Raw genomic sequence first — 15,869 nt, forward strand, 5'->3', positions numbered from 1 at the left:
TTCCTCCGATTCGGAAATGACTCTTTGCGGCATTCATATGCCGATGTGTTTTTGAAGCAGTTCCGGCTGGCCCTGCAGGGCCAGGCTTGGACCGTCGTAAACGATGCGGCCCTTAACCAGAATCATGCTGCGGTCGGTAAAGCCGAGCAGCACGTTGAGGTTTTTGTCGACGATCAGGGTGGCGATGCCGGAATCCTTGATGGTGCGCACCACCTGCCATATCTCCTTTCTGATCAGCGGCGCCAGGCCTTCGGTGGCCTCGTCGAGGATCAGCAGGTCGGGGTTGAGCATGAGGGCACGACCGATCGCCACCATCTGCTGTTCGCCGCCGGAGAGATTGCCAGCAAGGTGATCGATGCGCTCGGCAAGCCGCGGGAACGTCTTCAGAACTCGGGCAAGATCCCACTCGTTGCGTCCGTCGCGTCCAGCGCGGGCAGCCATGACCAGGCTCTCGCGCACGGTCAGGTTTGGGAACATACCGCGCCCCTCGGGCACGTAGCCGATGCCTTGGCGGATGATTTCGTGGGTCGCCGCGCGGCTTACGTCGCGCCCATTGATCAGTACGCGACCTTGTCGTGGCGGGGTCAGACCCAGGATTGAGCGGATGGTGGTGGTCTTGCCCATTCCGTTGCGTCCGAGCAGGCACACGCTCTCGCCGCGGGCGATATTCAAATCCACTCCATGCAGCACATGGCTGTTGCCGTAGTAGGTATGCAGATGACTCGCCTGCACCAACAAATCGGGCGCGCTTTGCATTGCTTCTGCCATCAGTAGACCTCCCCGCCGTCGCCCAAATACGCTTCCTGCACTGCAGCATCGGCGCGAATCTGATCCACCGGCCCGCTGGCCAGGACCCGGCCGTTGACCATGACCGTGAGCACGTCGGCGATGCTAAATACCGCATCCATGTCATGCTCGACCAGTACCAAGGGATAGTCCTCAGCCAGCTGCCTGAGCAGTGTGGCCAACTGCGCCGACTCCTCCTGGCCCATGCCGGCCATTGGCTCGTCAAGTACAAGACAGGTGGGCTCGGTGGCCAGCACCATGCCGATTTCTAGCTGACGCTGTTCCCCATAGCTCATGGCATAGGCCGGCATGTCGGCACGGTGGTTCAGGCCACACAGCTCCAGCCCACGCTCGGCGCGGGCACGCACCGCACGGTAGGTCTCGGCGCGGCGGAAGAAGCGCATCGAATGTGGAAGGCGCGACTGCGCGGCCAGCCAGCAGTTTTCCAGACAAGTAAAACTTGGAAAGATATTGGTGCGCTGAAAGCTGCGACCGATACCCAGCTGTGAGATCGCATTGGGCGACAACCCAGAAATATCACGGCCGTGGAAGAGCACCTGGCCTTTGCTGGGCGCCAGATGCCCGGTGAGCAGGTTCACCATCGTGCTTTTCCCGGCCCCATTGGGGCCAATGATCGCGTGCACCTGGCGCGGGCCCACGCTCAGCGAGACATCGCAGACGGCAGTGAGCCCACCGAAGTGGCGCGTCAGCCCGTGCGTTTCGAGAATATTTTCGCTCACAAATCGGCTCCTTCATTCACTGGGGACGGCCTTGTCGGTGTCCGGCGCAGCAGGCTGGGCGATGGGCTTGTTCCTGCGCTCAGCCCATTTCAACAGCAGTCCGCCGATCCCGCCGGGCAGCAGCAGCACCAGCGCGATCACGGTAAAACCCATGGGCAGCTCCCAGTGCGGGGTGATGGTCGAGTACCAATATTGCAGCCCTTCGAACGCGAAGGCGCCGAGGATAGGGCCAAACAAGGTACCCATGCCGCCGAGAATTACCATGATGAGTGCGTGGGCCGAAAGCATCCAACTGACGTCGCCCGGATTCACAAAACCATACTGCGTGGCCGAAAGAAAGCCCGCGTAGCCCGAGAGGGTACCGGCGATAACGAAGGCGACGAGCTTGTAGATCACCGGATTATAGCCCAGAGCGCGGACACGGATTTCGTTCTCTTTAATGCCGGAGAGTACCCGTCCGAATGGCGAACGTAGCAGTGTACGCAGCAGCAGATAGACTACCAGCATCGAGGCAAGCACCACGTAAAAAAGCGTGGTGCTGTTTTCCAGATCAAGCAGCTGTACGCCAGCAATGCTCACCTCGGGCTTGAACATCAGGTAAATTCCGTCGGAGCCGCCCGCGAACGGGGCGTCGTGGAACAGATAGAAGAACATCTGCGAAAAAGCAATCGTGGCGATGATGAAGAAGATGCCCGAAGTGCGGATGATCAGCGCGCCAATGATCAGAGAAGCCGAAGCCGCGAGCAGCAGGCTCATTGGCAGGGCGACCCAGATATTGGCCGGTGCGAACTCCGGTGCGGTCAGTGCCAGGGTGTAGCCGGCGATGCCAAAGAAGACAGCCTGTGCAACGCTGACCATGCCCCCCACCCCGACCAGCAGATCCAGGCTCAGGGCCATAATGGCCAGAATCATGATCGTGGTAACCTTTTGCGTAACATATTCATGCTTGCTTCCGGCCAGCGCTTCGCCAAACAGGGGGTAAAGGGCAAGCAGAACCGTAAGTACCAATAACATAATCTGTATTGAGCGAGGCAGAGAGCGCATCGAGAAATTCCTATGCAAAGAGGCCGCGGGGCTTCCACAGAACGATGACCGCCATCAGGGCGTACACCACCGCGCCTGCGAAGTGAGGGACCAGTACGGCGCCCCAGGTGGAGGTCAGCCCTACCATCAGCGCGCCGAGAAAGGCGCCCTTGATTGAGCCGATGCCGCCGATGACCACCACCACGAAACAGATGATCAGGACCTCATTGCCCATGCCCGGATACACCGAGGAGATCGGGGCGGCCAGCACGCCGGCGAAAGCGGCCAGAGTGGTACCGACGGCGAACACCAATGTATGCGTCCAGGAAATATTAATCCCCAGGGCTTGCACCATCTCGCGGTTGCTGGTGCCGCCGCGGATAATCATGCCCAGCCGCGTCTTTTGCAGGATCACGTACATGGCGATGGCGATGGCCACGCATACGCCCGAGAGGAACAGGCGGTAAACGGGATACTCGAGATTCTCGGTGAGCACGATTGCGCCGCGCAGAGACTCAGGGACGGGCACGCTGTGCACGTCGTTTCCCCACAGGATGCTTTGCATGGCATCGAAGACGAGGATGAGTCCAAAAGTGAGTAGCACCTGGTCGAGGTGGTCACGCTTGTAGATGCGCTGAATCAACAACTTCTCCAGCGTGATCCCCAGCAGCAGCGCGATTGGAAGCGCGGCGAGGGCGGCCAGCCAAAAATTGCCCAGAACCGAGGTCAACCAGAACGCCATATAGGCGCCGATCATATATAGCGCCCCATGTGCGAGGTTGATGATGTGCATGATGCCGAAAACCAGGGTCAGGCCGCTGGCAATCAAGAACAGCAGCAAGCCCTGCTGAATGCCGTTGAGCATCTGTATGAAAAAAGTGGACAGGTCCATCGACAGCTCCTCCCAGCTATGTAAAGGGCGGCCGGTATGGGCCGGCCGCCATCTGCGCTACTTGGCCATCTTGCAGCCGGTTGCCGGGTCGTCCAGGGCCTTTGCCGCAGTGCCGACCATCACGTTCTTGCCGCCGCGCACTTCGCTCATGTAGATGTTCTGGATCGGGTTGTGCGCCTTGGACATGGTCCAGGGGCCGCGCGGGCTGTCTTGGAACTTCACCTTGCGCATCGCCTCGATCAGCGCTGCCTGATTGGAGGTGTCGCCCTTGACAGCCTCCATAGCGCGAATGAGCAATAGGCCGGAGTCGTAACCCTGCACCGCATAGACGCCGGCTTCGTCGTTGTAGCGATCCTTGAACGCCTTACGGAAGGCAATGTTGTACTTGTTGTCCAGATCATCGGCGTAATGCAGGGTGGTGCGAATGCCGTCCGCGCGGTTGCCCAGGCCCTTAAGGCTCTCGGTCAGGAAGCCGGTGGAGAGCAGTGGAATCTTGCCCTTGAGGCCGGCGTCGGCGTAGTCCTGGATGAACTTCACGGCGCCGCCGCCACCGAAGAACGTATAAACAGCGTCGGGCTTGATCGACGCGATCTCGGTGAGGTAGGTCTGAAAGTCGACGCTGGGGAAGGGGACCAGAATCTGCTTGACGATCTGGCCGCCGTAGCGCTTGAATTCTTCTTCGAAACCGCCCAGATGCTCAGTACCAGCCGCGTAGCGCCAGGATATGGTCACGATGCGGCGATAGCCCTGATCATAGGCCGGCTTGGCCATCGCGTAATTGGGCTGCCAGTTCGAGAACGAAGTGCGGAAAATATTGGGCGCACACAGCTCACGCGTGGCCACGTTCAGGCCGGCGTTTGGGATCACCAGGATGGTGCCGGTCTGGCGTGCCACCTTGAGCGCAGCCATGGCGACGCCGGAGTGGATCGGGCCGACCACGAAGTCGACCTTCTCGGCCGAGATAAGCTTTTGCATGTTGCTCACGGCCTTGCCTGGGTCGGCCTCGCTGTTGACCACGACAAATTCAACCTCGCGCCCCCCGAGCTTGTTCCCGTGTTGTTCGATCGCCAGGCGCAGGCCTCGGTCCACGCTGGTGCCGAGCATCCCGTATGTGCCTGAGTAAGGAAGTAGCAGACCGATCTTGACTTTCTTCTGCGTCGCCGCTGCGGCCGGCATTGTAAAAATCATGAGTGCAGCAGCGGCTGCAGCCAGTGCAAAGCGTTTTGCCACTACGTTGAAAAAATTCATCTGCGTCTCCTTTTACTTATCGGCCTCGAAAGAGACCCGGATTTCCGGCCTCGAAAGAGACCGGGACCTATGGCTCGACTACGCGTTACACCTTTACCAGTATGTCCTCGCCATCGACTTGCACGAGGTAACTGTTGATGCCCTCCGTCACCGGCGTACCTGCGGGGCTGCCATCGCGTACGTCGAACAGCCCCTGATGCAGGGGGCACTCGATCCGGTAGCCCTCGAGAAATCCCTCGCACAGGCTCGCCTTGCCGTGGCTGCACATCTCGTCGGTGGCGTAGAACTCGCCGTTCACTTTGTACAGAGCCAATCGACGGCTGCCCGCCTGTACGCACAGCACGTCCTCATCATCGAAGTCGTAGATACTGGCGACCCGCTGCCAGTCCAGAGCCTTCGCTTCGCTACTCATAAAATGAATGGCCTCGTTGCTCTAGATAATGTCTATTGATAGGTGCACCACCCGATCAAGGGTGCTACCCAGGTGGCAGGCGCAACGGTGTCGCCATGCCGCCAAGCCTGCGTAGCCACCCGTTCTGTTTTTGTCAGAACCGATAGCGGACGCCGACCATCGATCCGAGCTGGGAATTTCCTGGCGCCGGCGAAACGCCCCCACCGCCGGTGGATACGCCGTAGGCCGCGTCCTCACCGTTATCCACCCAGCCCAGCGACAGATAGGTACTCAGCCGGTCGTCGAACCTGTAGCTTCCGCGGATCACGTAGAGGTTGGCCTTGGTGTCCTGATCGTCATTCTCGACATGGAAGAAGCCGCCATCGACGACCACCTTCGGCGTGATGGCGTATTCACCCTGCAGCCAAGTCATATCCTGCGTCACATCACGGCTGGTCGTGCTGACCTTGCGCCCCAGCCAGCCTCCAGCCAGCTTCAGTGCGCCGAAGCGCACGTAGCCGTTGGCGGTGATGCGACGGTCTTCGTCGCTGGACGAGGGCATCGGAATCAACGATGCACCGTTGAACAGATTGGCTTGGGTCGTTGCGCTGCCGCCGTTTTGGTTGTCGACGGCGACGGCAACGCCAAAGCGAGGATCGTCGTACTTGGCCATGGCCGACCAGCTACGGCAACGCGAGGCATCACCTGGATCTTCGCCTCCGCAGATACCGGAGCCAGGCACCGAGACCGAGGATGTGGTGGACGCGTCGCGGCCGAACGAATAGTGGGCACCGAGCGATAGCTTGTCGAACTTGGTACGCCACACGACCGAATTATCGTGCCTGGCATTGGGAATATACGCGTCGAACGAGCCGATGCCCTGGATATTCGGGCCAAGGATATCCCCGCCACCGAGGGCATACAGCAGCATCGAATACTGGCGTCCGAAGGTGACACTGCCAAAGCGGCGCGAATCAAGGCCGATATAGATCTGGCGACCGAACAGCCGGCTGCCCTGGCCGGAGCTTCCGCTATCCAGGTAAATGCCCATCTCCGCCTTCCCCACCACGGCAATCGAGTCGTCCACGCTGCGACGAAGATCCAGACCCACGTTGCTGGGGACGGAGCCGGTGGTGGATGGGACACGGGTCACCGTGCCCTCGCCCGGACCGACATTGGTCACGTTTTCCACGCCGCTATCCAGCGTTCCGTAGATCGTCAACCCTTCCGGCAGAAGATTGCCGGGCCGGGCCGGGCCGCGGTCGCAGGCGCGGGAGTCGACGCCGTCGCCGGCGCCGCTGGCGTGGCGCTCGAGGCCACTGCCGAAGCCCCCGCCTTCTGCGCCGCCTCGATTTCTTCGATCTTCTTCTGCAGCTGTTCGACCATCGCCCTCAGCTCTCGAACCTCTGTATCGGACGCCTGAGCAGAAGCCGGTGCCGCTGAAATCGCCTGGGCAACCAGCATCGCCACGCACAGCGTGGTTTTCCTCATTGGCAAGCTATTGGTTCTTTTATGAACAATCATCGATTATCTCTCCCGTTTTAATCGAAAAACGCTGTTTTTTTTAACCACCAAAAGAAAGGACGCTTCAATGATCAAGTGCAGCATTTGACTTGAATCCTTCGCCTTCCTCCTCCATCGCTTCGCGCAGCGTGGGTTCGGCATTTACTCGCTGCAACCTGCTGCTGTTCGATGTTTCTCTGCCACGGCACCAGTACTTCGCCTTCCAGATGGCATCCGCGCTGGTGCCGGGCGGCATCTCTGGTCACCGCTCCAGGGCGATGCCCGGCGCGAACGATGACGCCGGTGATGGCCCCGCAGGGCAGGCGCACCGAGTGGCATGATGGGTGGATCCATGTATTCCCTCCCAGGAATGACCTTGATCGATGCCCTGCCCGGCGATCCCGATGCAGTGGCGGTGTAGCGGTGCAACTTTCCGTCGCGCTCTACAGCCGCGCCGGCTCCCCTCGCAACAGCCGCGTCAGCGCAAGGCACCTCCCGCAGGCACCGCGACGCGGGCGCGGCGACCCCGCATCAGCAGGTGCGTGGCCACGCCGAACACCAGGCTCCAGAACGCTGCACCCAGGCCGAACAGCGACATCCCCGAGGCGCAGACGATGAACGTCACCAGCGCCGCATCGCGGTCACGCGCGTCGGCCACTGCCGCGGTCAGCGAGGTGGCGATGCTGGGGAACAGCGCCAGTCCGGCCAGGGTGGCGATCAGCTCCTTGGGCAAGGTCGCCAACAGCGCCAACACGGTGCCAGCAAAGCAACCCAGCACCAGGTAGGCGATGGCGCCGGCCGCACCGGCCACGTACCGGCGCTGCGGATCCGGATGCGCTTCGGCGCCGGTGCAGATCGCGGCGGTGACCGCGGCCGGATTCAGGCCGTGGCAGCCGAATGGTGCCAGCAGCGCCGACCCGGCCGCCGACCAGGCCAGCAGCGGTCCGGCCGCCGGGCGCGGGTAGCCGCTGGTCCGCAGCACCGCGATGCCCGGCATGAACTGCCCGGTCAGTGCGACCACCACCAGCGGAATGCTGATGCCGACGATCGCCTGCCAGTCGAACTGCGGGCTGACCCACAGCGGCCGGGTGAGCGCCAGCGCAGGCAGCGGTCCATGCACCTGCCCGGTGGCCAGCGCCACGGCCACCCCGCTCAGCAGCACCGCCACCACCGCATAGCGCGCAAACCAGCGCCGGCCAATGAAGAAGGCGACAAACATCGCCAGCACCAGCGGCAGCTGCGCGGCCATGCCCACGAACAGCTTGGTGGCAAAGCCGAACAGGATGCCGGCCAGCATCGCCGCGGTGATCGCCGGCGGCAGCCACGCCACGATGCGGTCGAACGCGCCGGACAGGCCCACCGCCAGCATGACCGCGCTGGCCACCAGGTAGGCCCCGACGGCCACCGCGAAGTCCACCGTCGGCAGCAGGCTGACCAGCAGCACCGAGCCAGGAATCGACCAGGCGATCACCACCGGCACCCGGTAGAACAGGCTCAGGCCCAGCCCCAGCACGCCGCTGCCGATCGCGATCGCCCACACCCACGAAGCCAGCAGGGGCGCGGGCAATCCGGACGCGGCCTGGAACACGATCACCAGCGGACCGGCGAAGGAGATCAGCGTGGCGATCACGCCAGCCAGCACGGCCGACAGCGAGGCGTCCTTGATCAGCTGAGCCAGCGCGGTCATCGGCTCATGGCGCGTTGTACGCGACCACCAGCTGCGGCGCGGAGGGCGCACGCTGGTTGGAGATCGCAAAGACCACCCCGCCCCGGGTCGGCCCGACGATCGCCCCGACCCGGCCCACGCCCGAGGCCCAGCCCAGTCCGGTCGAACGCACCGACATGGTGTACAGCTGGGCAACGCTGGCATGGAGCTGGTCCGGGCTGGCGGCAAAGCCGGTGCACAGCGTGGCCACGGTGAACAGCAAGAAGCTCACCGCCAGGCCCTTCCTGCGGCCGATCCTGTCGGCCAGCGGCCCCAGCACCAGCGCGCCGAACATCATCCCGAACAGCGCCCAGGCCTGCAGGATGCCGGCCTGCGGCTTGCTCAGCCCCCACTCCTTGATCAAGGTCGGCAGCACCGTGCCGGCGACGAACACGTCGTAGCCGTGGACGATCAGCAACAACCCGCACACGATGACCACCGAGCACTGGAACCTGCTGAAGTGACCCTGGTCGATCGCCTCGCTCACATCGATGCTGCGCATGGCCTCTCCCTCCCAGGATGTGCACTGCGTTTTAAGAGGCGACCCTCGGCGAGGGCGCCCTTGAACCTGTTCGGCGTGATCGGCCTCAGCGCATGGCCAGGGCCTGTTTCTGGGCGCTGGCCGCGGCGGCGGGCCAGCCCAGCGCGCTGCGCGCGCGGGCCAGCTCGTCGGCTAGGTCGTAGTTCCAGATCCAGTCGTAGCGGGTGGCCAGCGTTGCCCCCAGCCGCGCATCGTCGTCACCGACGCGTGAATCGCGCATTTCATACAGCTCGCCGGTCTCCCACGAGGTCTGCTGCACGCGACAGGCGCGCGGACGGCGCAGCTGGTCATAGACCTGCAATACCTCGGGCAGCTGGGCGCCGGTCAGGCCCGGCTCGGCCAGCAGATGGGCGAGCAGGTGGGCGTCCTCCAGCCCCTGCCCTGCGCCGGCACCCTGATGCGGCAGCATCGCGTGGGCGGCATCGCCGATGAGCGCCAGCCGGCCATCCACGTAGCCGGGAAGCTGGGCCAGGTCGTGCAGCGCCCAGTGCGTGGGCGTGTCGATGCACTCCAGTATGGTCTGTGCTGCCACGCCCCAATGCGCGAAGGCATCGAGCATTTCGCGGCGGCTGGCCTCGCGCACCCAGGGCTGCTGCGCGGGCCACTGCGGATCGGGCGTGCTGCGGTCGGAGAAGAATGCCACGACGTTGATCAGGCGCCCGTGCTTGACCGGAAAGGTGAGGATGTGCGCATCCAGGCCCAGCAGCACCTGCGGCATGTCGATCAGCGCGGTGTCCACGCCGCGGGCGAGGTAGGCCGCACGCAGTCGTTCGCTGTCGATCAGGCCGCGATATGCACAGGTGCCTGTGAAGCGCGGCGCCACCGGCGGCTGGCCCAGGCCCTTGAGCACCTCATCGCGCATGGCCGACTTGATGCCGTCGGCGGCGATCAGCACGTCGCCGTGATACTGCGTGCCGTCGGTGAACTCCACCTGGATGCCCTGCGCGTCCTGGCGCACGGCCACGGCGCGCTTGCCGAAGCGTGCCAGCCCGTCCGGCAACAGCCGCGCCAGTGCATCAAGAAAATCGGCGCGATGCACCGTGGACTGACCGACGCCAGGTGCGTAGGTTTCACCGATCAGGCGCGCGTCCTCGCCGCGGCGCCACTGGAACCACAGGTCCTGCCATGGCGCAGGCGTGCGGTCGGCCAGCTCGACATAGGTCTCGCCCATGCCCAGCCCGGCCAGCGCGCGCACCGCATTGGGGCCAAAGGACACGCCGGCGCCGATCTCGCCAAAGGCCGCAGCGGATTCAAACAGCTGCACGTCCAGGTGATCATGGCGGCTCAGGCCCAGGGCCAGGCCCACGCCGGCAATGCCGCCGCCGACGATGCCGATCCGCAACGGTGCGCGGCTCACGACCTGCGCTCCAGGGCGATGTCGTAGCGTATTGATGAAGTGTCCAAGCGTTGCATGGTCCGTCTCTGGGATCTGTGTGATATGAAGAATCAAAGCCGCTGCGCGCAAGGCGCGGGGCGTGTTTCAGCCGGTATCGCCTCCGGCCACGGGCAGGATCGAACCGGTGATGTAGGAGGCCTCGTCCGAGGCCAGGAACAGGATCGGCGCGACCTGTTCGTCGATGGTTCCGTAGCGCCTGAGCAATGCCGAGGCGGTGGACTGCTCGACCACCTCGCCCATCCAGGCCTGTTCCTGCGCGGTATCGCCGCTGGCATTGCGCGGGACCCGGCGCGGCGGCGCGCTGGTCCCACCCGGCGCGGTGGCCACCACGCGGATGTTGCGATGGGCGTATTCCATCGCCAGCGACTGGGTGATGGCATTGACCCCGCCCTTGGCCGCCGAATAGGGCATCCGGTAGATGCCGCGGGTGGCGACGGAGGAGACGTTGACGATGGTGCCTGCGCCGCGCGCGATCAGGTGCGGCAGCACCGCGTGGCAACCGTACAGGGTGGGCATCAGCGAACGGCGGATCTCCGCGTCGATCTGCTCAGGCTCGAACTCGGCAAACGGCCGCATGCGGATCGCGCCGCCGACGTTGTTGACCAGGATGTCGATCCCGCCAAAGGTCCGTGCGGCAAAGTCCATTGCCGCCTGCGCGCCGGCATGGGTTTCCAGGTCGGTGATGAAGAATGCCGCACCGTTTCCCGCCTCGCCTGCGACTTCCGCGACGAACTCGGCGCGGTCCACCAGCAGCACCTGTGCACCCTCGGCCGCAGCCCGCAGCGCGACCCCGCGGCCGATGCCCTGCGCAGCCCCGGTCACCACCATCACCTTGCCGGAAAAGCGGCTCATGCGGCCAGCTCCTGCACCGTGCCGGCCGTCGCATTGGGGGTGAACTTCTCGTAGTAGAAGCCGGCCGGCTCGACCTTGATCTGGGCAAAGTGGTTGCGCACCGCATCAACCATGGCCGGCGGACCGCACAGATACACATCCACCGCGCCCTGGTGCAGCGCTTCGGGCAGCAGGTGCTCGGTGACGTAGCCGATCCTGGGGTGTCCGGATTCGGCTTGGACCACGCAGGTGTCGAAGCTGAAGAAGGGCAAGCGTTCGGCCAAGCGCTGCAACTCCGGCACCAGCACCAGGTCGGCGCCGCGGGTCACCCCATACACCAGGTGCACCGGATGGTCGCTGCCGGTGTCTTCCAGCCAGGCCAGCATCGACAGGAACGGCGCCAGCCCAGTGCCCCCGGCCAGCATCAGCACCGGGCGCTTGACCTGGCGCAGGTAGAAGCTGCCCAGCGGGCCGGTCAGTTCCAGCACCTGGCCCGGGCTGGCGCTGTCCAGATAGCGGCTCATCAGGCCACCGGGCACGCGCTTGATCAGGAATGAGAGCGCGTGCGAACCGGGCTTGGAACTGAAGGAATACGCGCGGCTCTGGCCACTGCCGGGCACGGCGATGTTGACGTACTGGCCGGGCAGGAAATCAGGCGCATCGCCTGCGACTTCCAGCTTGAGCTCCAGCGCGGCATCGGCGTGCGGCAGCACCTGCGCCACCGTCGCCTTGAATGTGCTGGCGCCGGTCTTGCAGGCGGTGGAAGTGACCGGCACGGCGATGGCACAGTCGCTGGACGGCACCATCTGACAGGTCAGCACCAGGCCGGCCCGCGCCTCTTCCTCGGTCAGCGCATCGTCGATGTAGTCCTCACCCAGGTCATAGGCGCCAGCCTCGGCGCGGCACTTGCAGGCGCCGCACACGCCGTCGGCACAATCCATCGGCAGGTTGACCTTGTTGCGGTAGGCCGCGTCCAGCACCTTCTCGCCTGCGTTGCAGTCGATGAAGCGGGTGACGCCGTCTTCGAAATTCAGGGCGATGCGGTAGTGCATGGGAATCCTTCGGCCAGGCTGATCAGACATGATAGATGTCGATGACCTGGCGGATGTAGTCGTTCTTCAGCACGATCTTCTTGTTGCTGATCAGCAGGCTCTCACCTTGCCGGCGCAGGGTCACGAAACACGTGCCGAAGAACTGGTCGGTGACCTTGTAGCGGTGGCTGAGCGTATGAAAATTGTAGCGGACGTCAAGCTCATCGCCGCGCGTGTCCAGCAGCTCGATGTTGTTGACGTTGTGGCTGGTGCGCGGCTCGGGCGTGGAGGCGCCCGAGCGCTCGGTCTTGATCCGGAACACGCGGTCCTCCAGCCCGTCGCGGCTGGGATAGAAGATCAGCGAGATCTGCGAGTGCGGGTCCTCGGTGAGCTGGTCGTCGTCGTCCCAGGTCGGCATCCAGTAGCTGACGTCGCTGGCGTACAGCTCCAGCCACGCGTCCCACTGGCGGTCGTCGAGCAGGCGTGCCTCGCGGTAGAGGAAGGCAGCGATGGCGGGCAGGTCCTGGTTCAAGCCGCGTCTCCGGTCGCTTCACGCGCCAGTGCCTGGCGCATGGCCCTGGCCCAGTACTCATGCTGGCGCACGAACAGGCCCTCGTCCTCGCTGCGGTTGCCGCTGAGCAGCGGCTTGATGCCCATCTTCCGCGCGTTCTCGTCGGCACCCTGCACCCACAGCGGCGCGCCGCGGCTGAGGTCGTTCCAAGCCGCGGCGGTACCGGCGTAGCCGTTCTGGCAGGCGCGGAATTCCTCCAGGTCGTCGGCCGTGCCCATGCCCGAGACATTGAAGAAATCCTCGTACTGGCGGATGCGGGTGGCGCGGTCCTGCGCGCTCTCGCCCTTGATGCCGAAGCAGTAGATGGTGACCTCGGTCTTGTCCACCGCGATCGGGCGGGTGACCCGGATCTGGGTGGAGAACTGGTCCATCAGGTACACGTTGGGGTACAGGCACAGGTTGCGGGTCTGGCGGGTGATGAACTCGGCCTTGGCCGCGCCCAAGCGCGCGGCGAGTTCCTCGCGGCGGTTCCACACCGGGCGCACTTCCGGGTTGAGCGAGTTGGTCCACAGCAGGATGTGGCCATTGTCAAAGCCGTACACGCCGCCGACGCTCTTGCTCCAGCCGTTGGCGTCCACCGCCTTGGTGCCGGTCTGCTTGCGCCGGCCCATGGTGGCCGCATAGTTCCAGTGCACGGAACTGACGTGGTAGCCGTCGCAGCCGTTTTCCATCTGCAGTTTCCAGTTGCCGTCGTAGATGTAGGAAGAACTGCCGCGCAGCACTTCCAGGCCATCCGGTGCCTGGTCGACGATCTGGTCGATGATGATCCTGGTCTCGCCCAAAAAGTCCTCCAGCGGGGCGACCTGCTCGCTCAGGCTTCCGAACAGGAAACCGCGATAGCTTTGCAAGCGCGCCACGCGCTTGAGGTCATGCGAGCCGTGCTCGCCGAACTGCGGCGGATACTGGGTGGTCTTTTCATCCTTGACCTTGAGCAGCTTGCCGGTGTTGCTGAAGGTCCAGCCATGAAAGGGACAGGTGAAGCTGCCCTTGTTGCCGTGCTTGCGCCGGCACAGCATTGCGCCGCGGTGCGCGCAGGCGTTGATCACCGCATGCAGCTCGCCGGCCTTGTCGCGGGTGATCACCACCGGCTGGCGGCCGATGTAGGTGGTGAAGTAGTCGTTGTTGTTCGGGATCTGGCTCTCGTGCGCCAGATAGACCCAGTTGGACTCGAACAGGTGCTTGATCTCCAGCTCGAACAGGTCGGGATCGGTGAAGATGTCGCGGCGGCAGCGGTAGAGGCCGGCCACTGGATCGTCCTGCACCGCGGTGGCCAGCAGCTGCTCCAGGTCGGTCTTGTTTTCGATGATGGCGGACATGCGGGGCTTCCGGTGCGGTTGCTGTTGCGCGCAAGGCGCGCGGCGGAACGATGGCGAGGGGGACCGCGTGTGCGGGCTGGCGCAGGTGCGGCAAGACGGCCTCGACGCGTTCGATCGTCGGGGCCGGGTGGCTGACCGGGGGAAAGGCGCGCGCCGGATGCCGATTCTTGGGACCGATGCGCGATGGAGTCCAACACGTCTTTAGTCTTTTAACAATACTTTTATGGTATTCTTGCCGCCGCAAAGCCTTGTATTGCTCGCTTTGATGCACCGCACCATGTTCCGCCGGTATAGTTAAGACTTTGGTCTAAGCCTCATGGATCTGCGCCAGCTCAGGTACTTCGTCGCCGTCGCGCGCGAGCGCAATTTCACCCGTGCCGCCGAGCAGCTGCACATCGCCCAGCCGCCACTGAGCCGGCAGATCCAGCAGATGGAGCAAGAACTTGGCGTACAGCTGCTGGTGCGCAGCAGCCGGCCGATCCGGCTTACCGACGCCGGGCGCCTGTTCTATGAGGAGGCCCAGCAGGTGCTCGGACGCGTGGAGCAGATGAAGGACGCCGCACGCCGCGTCGGCCACGGTCAACGACGGGTGATCAGCATCGGCTTCGTTGCCTCCACCCTGTACGCGGGCCTGCCCACCGTGGTGCGCCGGCTGCGCCAGGCGCGGCCCGATGCCGACGTGCGTCTGGTGGAGATGATGTCCGGCCCGCAGGTCGAAGGCCTCAAGAGCGGCCGCATCGACGTCGGCTTTGGCCGCATGCGCAGCAGCGATCCCAGCGTGGAGCGCCAGGTGCTGCGCGAGGAACGCCTGGTGGTGGCGATCCCGCCGGCCTTTGCGCTGGCCGCCGAGGATGCGCCGCTGAAGCCAGCGGCGCTGAAGGGCCAGAAGCTGGTGGTCTATCCCAGTGAGCCGCGGCCGAGCTTCGCCGACCAGATGCTCTCGCTGCTGGGGCACCATGGCGTACGCCCGCCGCAGCTACAGGAGGTGCGTGACCTGCAGACGGCGCTGGGCCTGGTCGCGGCCGAAACCGGCGTGTGCCTGATCCCGGCTTCGGCCCGGTTCCTACGCTCGGACCTGCGCTACCGGCTGATCGATGACCAGGAGGCCACCTCGCCGGTGGTCATGAGCTACCGCCGCAACGAGGACCCGGCGCTGATCGCCCTGCTCCGGCAGCTGATCTGCGAGATGTACGCGGAAAACCCGCCGTGGCTGGACATCCCCCACAATCGCCTGACCACGCCGTAGGACACCGCACCCATGCCCCCCATCGACACCGAAGCCGCGCCATGGGATGGGCGGCACGATCCCATCGCCGACACCCGCCGCTGGCTGGAGCGGGCGGTGATCGGCCTGAACCTGTGCCCGTTCGCCAAGGCGGTGTACCTCAAGCAGCAGGTGCGTCTGGTGCTCAGCGATGCGACCACCCCCGAGGCGCTGCTGGAACAGCTGGCCGAGGAGCTGCTGGTCCTGCGCGACACTCCGGCCGAGGTGGTGGACACCACCCTGATCGTGCATCCGCAGGTGCTGGGCGACTTCATCGAATACAACGACTTCCTGGACAACGCCGATGCGGCGGTGGAGACGCTGGACCTGCAGGGCATCGTCCAGGTGGCCAGCTTCCATCCGCATTACCAGTTCGCCGGCACCGCGCCGGACGATGTCTCCAACTACACCAACCGTTCGCCCTGGCCCACCCTGCACCTGCTGCGCGAGGACAGCGTGGAACGCGCGGTGGCCGCCTTCCCCGATCCGGACGTGATCGTCCAGCGCAACATCGACACCCTGGACAAGCTGGGCGTGGAGGGCTGGGGGCGGCTGATGGCGGACTGACGCGGCCCGCCCCGAGCGTCCTGCAGGCACACGCTGCACGCGATCTGGATGCGCGCCGGGCCAC

Annotated in this window: 18 protein-coding genes; 2 read left to right on the top strand and 16 right to left on the bottom strand. The window is 64.4% G+C overall.

Features of this window, described 5'->3' with window-relative positions; all coding sequences use genetic code 11:
- Nucleotides 1-33 precede the first annotated feature (33 nt).
- The 16 genes from D9R12_RS03885 to D9R12_RS03950 form a co-directional block, all read right to left on the bottom strand.
- The gene (locus tag D9R12_RS03885) at nt 34-768 is read right to left on the bottom strand and encodes an ABC transporter ATP-binding protein (protein WP_122228228.1); all 735 of its coding nucleotides are present in this window, start codon (nt 766-768) and stop codon (nt 34-36) included.
- On the bottom strand, nt 768-1,526 hold the full coding sequence (locus tag D9R12_RS03890; RefSeq protein ID WP_122228231.1) for an ABC transporter ATP-binding protein: 759 nt from the start codon (nt 1,524-1,526) through the stop codon (nt 768-770). The genes D9R12_RS03885 and D9R12_RS03890 overlap by 1 nt, the downstream gene beginning before the upstream one ends.
- A gap of 12 nt (nt 1,527-1,538) precedes the next feature.
- Entirely contained in the window at nt 1,539-2,540 is a 1,002-nt protein-coding gene (locus D9R12_RS03895) for a branched-chain amino acid ABC transporter permease (RefSeq protein ID WP_210538781.1), read from the bottom strand.
- A gap of 40 nt (nt 2,541-2,580) precedes the next feature.
- Nucleotides 2,581-3,441: a branched-chain amino acid ABC transporter permease gene (locus D9R12_RS03900; protein ID WP_122228237.1), complete on the bottom strand. Its 861-nt coding sequence runs from the start codon at nt 3,439-3,441 to the stop codon at nt 2,581-2,583.
- Between the two features lie 57 nt (nt 3,442-3,498).
- Nucleotides 3,499-4,689 (bottom strand): ABC transporter substrate-binding protein, encoded by a 1,191-nt coding sequence (locus tag D9R12_RS03905; protein WP_244671761.1) that lies wholly within the window; start codon nt 4,687-4,689, stop codon nt 3,499-3,501.
- 85 nt (nt 4,690-4,774) lie between these two features.
- A complete protein-coding gene (locus D9R12_RS03910) occupies nt 4,775-5,101 on the bottom strand; it encodes a non-heme iron oxygenase ferredoxin subunit (protein WP_122228243.1) in 327 nt (108 codons plus the stop codon).
- Nucleotides 5,102-5,234: 133 nt separating this feature from the next.
- Nucleotides 5,235-6,272 carry a porin gene (locus D9R12_RS03915; protein ID WP_210538783.1) on the bottom strand — a complete coding sequence of 346 codons (1,038 nt, stop codon included), beginning with the start codon at nt 6,270-6,272 and terminating at the stop codon, nt 5,235-5,237.
- A 26-nt stretch (nt 6,273-6,298) separates the two neighbouring features.
- Nucleotides 6,299-6,604: a hypothetical protein gene (locus D9R12_RS15690; protein ID WP_170159135.1), complete on the bottom strand. Its 306-nt coding sequence runs from the start codon at nt 6,602-6,604 to the stop codon at nt 6,299-6,301.
- A gap of 64 nt (nt 6,605-6,668) precedes the next feature.
- Complete coding sequence (locus D9R12_RS15695; RefSeq protein WP_170159136.1) at nt 6,669-6,839, bottom strand: hypothetical protein; 171 nt, start codon at nt 6,837-6,839, stop codon at nt 6,669-6,671.
- Nucleotides 6,840-7,061: 222 nt separating this feature from the next.
- Nucleotides 7,062-8,270, bottom strand: coding sequence for a benzoate/H(+) symporter BenE family transporter (locus tag D9R12_RS03920; RefSeq protein WP_122228249.1), 1,209 nt, complete (start codon nt 8,268-8,270; stop codon nt 7,062-7,064).
- 4 nt (nt 8,271-8,274) lie between these two features.
- Nucleotides 8,275-8,790 (bottom strand): MFS transporter, encoded by a 516-nt coding sequence (locus D9R12_RS15875; protein WP_210538785.1) that lies wholly within the window; start codon nt 8,788-8,790, stop codon nt 8,275-8,277.
- Between the two features lie 85 nt (nt 8,791-8,875).
- Complete coding sequence (salA, locus tag D9R12_RS03930; RefSeq protein WP_122228252.1) at nt 8,876-10,186, bottom strand: salicylate 1-monooxygenase; 1,311 nt, start codon at nt 10,184-10,186, stop codon at nt 8,876-8,878.
- Nucleotides 10,187-10,309: 123 nt separating this feature from the next.
- Nucleotides 10,310-11,077 carry a benzoate diol dehydrogenase BenD gene (gene benD / locus D9R12_RS03935; RefSeq protein ID WP_122228255.1) on the bottom strand — a complete coding sequence of 256 codons (768 nt, stop codon included), beginning with the start codon at nt 11,075-11,077 and terminating at the stop codon, nt 10,310-10,312.
- Nucleotides 11,074-12,108 (bottom strand): benzoate 1,2-dioxygenase electron transfer component BenC, encoded by a 1,035-nt coding sequence (gene benC / locus D9R12_RS03940; RefSeq protein ID WP_122228258.1) that lies wholly within the window; start codon nt 12,106-12,108, stop codon nt 11,074-11,076. The genes benD and benC overlap by 4 nt, the downstream gene beginning before the upstream one ends.
- A 22-nt stretch (nt 12,109-12,130) precedes the next feature.
- On the bottom strand, nt 12,131-12,619 hold the full coding sequence (benB, locus tag D9R12_RS03945; RefSeq protein WP_122228261.1) for a benzoate 1,2-dioxygenase small subunit: 489 nt from the start codon (nt 12,617-12,619) through the stop codon (nt 12,131-12,133).
- Nucleotides 12,616-13,974 carry a Rieske 2Fe-2S domain-containing protein gene (locus D9R12_RS03950; protein WP_122228264.1) on the bottom strand — a complete coding sequence of 453 codons (1,359 nt, stop codon included), beginning with the start codon at nt 13,972-13,974 and terminating at the stop codon, nt 12,616-12,618. The genes benB and D9R12_RS03950 overlap by 4 nt, the downstream gene beginning before the upstream one ends.
- 316 nt (nt 13,975-14,290) lie before the next feature.
- Here D9R12_RS03950 and D9R12_RS03955 point away from each other — a divergent pair, with 316 nt between their 5' ends.
- Nucleotides 14,291-15,220, top strand: coding sequence for a LysR family transcriptional regulator (locus tag D9R12_RS03955; protein ID WP_122228267.1), 930 nt, complete (start codon nt 14,291-14,293; stop codon nt 15,218-15,220).
- 12 nt (nt 15,221-15,232) lie between these two features.
- Nucleotides 15,233-15,805, top strand: coding sequence for a DUF1415 domain-containing protein (locus tag D9R12_RS03960; protein WP_122228270.1), 573 nt, complete (start codon nt 15,233-15,235; stop codon nt 15,803-15,805).
- Nucleotides 15,806-15,869 lie beyond the last annotated feature (64 nt).

This window comes from Pseudoxanthomonas spadix (assembly GCF_003703395.1).
GTDB lineage: Bacteria > Pseudomonadota > Gammaproteobacteria > Xanthomonadales > Xanthomonadaceae > Pseudoxanthomonas_A > Pseudoxanthomonas_A spadix.